Source organism: Marinobacterium arenosum (assembly GCF_019795155.1).
Classification (GTDB): Bacteria; Pseudomonadota; Gammaproteobacteria; order Pseudomonadales; family Balneatricaceae; genus Marinobacterium_C; species Marinobacterium_C arenosum.
In genome coordinates this window covers 1-3,453 of record NZ_JAILYN010000097.1, presented here as the reverse complement: position 1 = coordinate 3,453, position 3,453 = coordinate 1, and the positions used below count along the sequence as shown (strand labels likewise).

The window sequence follows — 3,453 nt, the reverse complement described above, 5'->3', positions numbered from 1 at the left end:
GGCGCCGCCATGCGCAAGCTGGTACACATCTGTTTCGGTGTGGTGAAAAACCAGCAAGAATTCCAACCACAACTGCCGTAAAAGGCCGTTGTGGCCGGAATCGAGAGATGGTATCTACGAAGCACCGAACCCCGTAGCAGCGGGCTCTGACCGCGACTGGCTTGGTGAAGTCCGTGGGTGTCGCCCTGGGAGCGGGTTGCTACGAAGCACGGCCTCCGTAGCAGCGGGCTTGGCATGCCCTTTGGGTACCGGCCGCGATTTTAAAATTTCATCAACGGATTGAAGGCTTTCCCGCTAAAGCGCGAAGAACCTTTATGTTGCCTGCGGATAGGATAGATGCCCTACCTGATAGTCCTCGAATTCCCCGTCAGCTGGTTTCGTATCTGCAGGTAATTCCCTATGCAGTGAAAAGCGCAGCAGCGTCCAGTCGGTGGGATTGAAGGCCATCACGCAGGCCAGCGTTTCGCCGGATTCCAACTGATCGGCTAGTCGCCGTTGTTCCTGTTCGCGAAGCTCCGCCAATGAATGGCTGGAATGGATCGGGATCAGCTGGCGGTGGGCGTAGCGGGCCTGCCGGATGTCTGCGTTGTGCGCCTGGGCCAGCGGTATCCAGCTGAGCACCTGTGGCCGTCCGAACGCGGCCTGTAGCGCGGCGAACCCTTCGCTGCTGAGGAATCGGCTCATGCCGGCGCTGTTCTCCCAGAGGTAGAAGGGCGCGTACAGGTTTAACGGTGCCGGATGCTGCTGATCGCGGATGTCGGCGAACAGGTAGGCCTTGAACGCCAAGTCCGGGTATTGGTCCAGCAGGTGGCCCTTGTCGCGGATGCGCTGACGGACGATGTTCATATCGTAGTCGGCGGGCAGTACGAAACGGTATTGCATGGCGATCATATCAAGGCTCCTCTATCTCTGTTTTGGCTGAAAGGGTCATCGCGGTTGCCGGCTTGCCGGCGCTGAACGACCACTCGGCGAGGCGGTTGGTGGTGATGATCACCATCAGGTCATCGGCATGCAGGCCGACCGCTTGCTGCAGCTTTTCCAGCAGGCAGGCGTAGAAGGCGACTCGGGTGCTGTCGCTGCGTTCGCGTCCGGCGGTGATCTGGAACAGCACTTGGTTGCCGGAGCGGCCGTGCCGCGCCAGGTAATGGCGGTCATAGACAAAGGCTTCCGGTTCCAGCTGTTCGATCACTTGAAAACGGTCGTCTTCGGGCACCTCGAAAGCTTCCACCAGAGCTTCATGCAGCGCGTCCGAAACCGCCTGCAGATAGTCGGCGGACCTGCCGTTGCGCAGCGAGATACGGGTAAACGGCATGGTCAGTTACCTCCGCTGTTGCTGGTGGGATTGGTCTGTTCCGCCAGGGTGGTCAGCGCCGAGGCGGCACAGGGCCAACCGCTGTAGAACGCCAGGTGGGTGATCAGCTCGGCCAGCTGTTCGCGACTGAGGCCGTTGTCCGTCGCTTTCGCCAGGTGAAACGGCAGCTGGGCGGTATGGTTCAGCGCCACCAGGGCGGCGACGGTGATCAGGCTGCGCTCGCGGGCTGTCAGCTGTGGCCGCTGCCAGATATCGCCGAACAGCAGCTCGTCGGTCAGTTCAGCGAAACGGGGCGCCACGGTGCCGAATGCCTGCTGCGCGGGGCTTTGAGGATGGGAGGGCGTCGCTGGCGACGTCGGCGGTATCGACTTGGTCATCGGTGACTCCTGTTGCCGTTCGTTATTGACAGGCTCAGGGTATCCATCGACCATGATTTAAAAAATCAAAACATTTTGTATTAATAGTCCTGTATTTCGGGATTTTTTTGGTTGGGATAGGGTTGGGGGTATGGTTAAAGAGATGCGAAGAGTCACCCTCGATCTGGACGCGCTGCGCAGCTTCGTCACCGGTATGGACATGGGCAGTTTCGCCAGTGCTGCCGAGGCATTGAACCGTTCGACCTCCGCCGTCAGCGCTCATCTGAAGAAGCTCGAAGAGCAGGTTGGCCAACCGTTGCTGCGCCGGTCAGGACGCAAGCTGGAACTGCTGCCGGCAGGTGAGGCGCTGATGTCCTATGCCCGGCAGTTGCTGGCAACCAACGATGAAGCGGTGATGGCGTTGCGCCAGCTGAACCTGCAGGGGCGGGTCCGGTTGGGGTTGCAGGAGGATTTTGGCGAGCAGTTGCTGTCCCGCACCTTGGCACGGTTCAGCCGGGTTTATCCGGGGGTGCAGATCGAGGTCAGGGTGGCGCGCAATGCCGAGTTGATCGGTGGGATCCGCTCCGGCCGGCTGGATCTGGCCTTGGCCTGGGGTGACGGCCAGCCACTGGCCCATACGAAGGTTTTGAAAACACTGCCGATGAACTGGATCGGCAGCCGGCAAGCGGAGATCCATCGGCAGCGGCCGCTGCCGTTGATCCTGTTCGATGCCCCTTGCCTGTTTCGCCAGCAGGCACTGGCGGCGCTGGACCGGGCCGGTGTGCCCTGGCAGGTGGTCATGACCAGCCACAGCCTGGCCGGCATCTGGGCGGCGGTCCAGGCGGGGTTGGGCGTGACGGTGCGGACTCTGGCCGGTCTGCCGACCGGTTTGGCCGCCTTCGATAAGGATTTTTATGAGGATCCGCAGCTGCCCGCATTGCCGTCGCTGGATCTGGTGCTGCACCGGTTGGAGACGACGCCTACCGCCGCAACCCAATGCCTGGAGGAAACGCTGTTGGAGAGTTTGGAGGTGTTGTAGTCGCACTGCCCGACGGGCATGCCAAGCGGTCTACTACGAAGGAAGAACCTTGTAAGAGCGTCTCCGGCCGGGCAGGTTTAGCCGCGACCTGCGCGATGCCCTATGGCAGATGGCTGTCGCCCTCGGAGAGGGCTGCTACAAAACGCGGCAGTAGATTGTAGGAGTAGATTGTAGAAGCGGTCTTTAGCCGCGACCTGGCGCTTGAAGTCTGCTGTTGCAGGCAACCAACCCGTAGACCAGGTATGGAATGTCAGAGCCTGGGGTAATAACAAGGCTGCCGGTTTCGTTACCATCAAAGGAAATAACCACCGGTTTTTAATCAGGATTTACCATGGCCCTTATCCTTCATAACTACAATATTGTCCGCATCTCTGACGGTCAGAATGTGATTGAGTGTACCGTTACCAAAATGTGCTTTGAATATGCGGTTGTGAAGTATAAAGGCGGGCAATACAAAGTGCCCTACACCCTGATCGATAAGGTGATTGGCCACGAGCTGCTGCTTCCGGTCAGCGAATAATTCTGTAGATTTCTGCTTTGTATGTCCTTTGGGTACCTTTCGTATTGCACAGGTCGTGGCTAGACCTGCCCGGCCGGAGACGTTCCTGCAAGCTATTGTCGTGCTCCGTAGATACCATCTCTCGATTCCGGCCACAACGGCCTTTTACGGCAGTTGTGGTTGGAATTCTTGCTGGTTTTTCACCACACCGAAACAGATGTGTACCAGCTTGCGCATGGCGGCGCCC

5 protein-coding genes are annotated in these 3,453 nt (G+C 59.2%); 2 read left to right on the top strand and 3 right to left on the bottom strand.

The features are described 5' to 3' along the window. Nucleotides 1-312: 312 nt before the first annotated feature. From K6T12_RS21250 to K6T12_RS21240, 3 genes are read right to left on the bottom strand one after another with little or no spacing between them, the layout of a single operon-like run. Nucleotides 313-891 (bottom strand): DUF4865 family protein, encoded by a 579-nt coding sequence (locus tag K6T12_RS21250; RefSeq protein ID WP_222224977.1) that lies wholly within the window; start codon nt 889-891, stop codon nt 313-315. 1 nt (nt 892) lies between these two features. Then, on the bottom strand, nt 893-1,312 hold the full coding sequence (locus K6T12_RS21245; RefSeq protein WP_222224976.1) for a tautomerase family protein: 420 nt from the start codon (nt 1,310-1,312) through the stop codon (nt 893-895). 2 nt (nt 1,313-1,314) lie between these two features. After that, nucleotides 1,315-1,689, bottom strand: a complete 375-nt coding sequence (locus K6T12_RS21240; RefSeq protein ID WP_222224975.1) for a carboxymuconolactone decarboxylase family protein — start codon at nt 1,687-1,689, stop codon at nt 1,315-1,317. 142 nt (nt 1,690-1,831) lie between these two features. Between K6T12_RS21240 and K6T12_RS21235 the strand changes: the two genes are divergently transcribed. Continuing rightward, nucleotides 1,832-2,707: a LysR substrate-binding domain-containing protein gene (locus K6T12_RS21235; RefSeq protein ID WP_222224974.1), complete on the top strand. Its 876-nt coding sequence runs from the start codon at nt 1,832-1,834 to the stop codon at nt 2,705-2,707. 331 nt (nt 2,708-3,038) lie between these two features. Then, on the top strand, nt 3,039-3,227 hold the full coding sequence (locus K6T12_RS21230; protein ID WP_222224973.1) for a hypothetical protein: 189 nt from the start codon (nt 3,039-3,041) through the stop codon (nt 3,225-3,227). Nucleotides 3,228-3,453 lie beyond the last annotated feature (226 nt).

Excerpts from the sequence above, each read along its gene's own strand:
- K6T12_RS21240 (WP_222224975.1), bottom strand. The coding sequence starts at position 1,689 with ATGACCAAGTCGATACCGCCGACGTCGCCAGCGACGCCCTCCCATCCT.
- K6T12_RS21235 (WP_222224974.1), top strand. The coding sequence starts at position 1,832 with ATGCGAAGAGTCACCCTCGATCTGGACGCGCTGCGCAGCTTCGTCACC.
- K6T12_RS21230 (WP_222224973.1), top strand. The coding sequence starts at position 3,039 with ATGGCCCTTATCCTTCATAACTACAATATTGTCCGCATCTCTGACGGT.
- K6T12_RS21250 (WP_222224977.1), bottom strand. The coding sequence starts at position 891 with ATGATCGCCATGCAATACCGTTTCGTACTGCCCGCCGACTACGATATG.
- K6T12_RS21245 (WP_222224976.1), bottom strand. The coding sequence starts at position 1,312 with ATGCCGTTTACCCGTATCTCGCTGCGCAACGGCAGGTCCGCCGACTAT.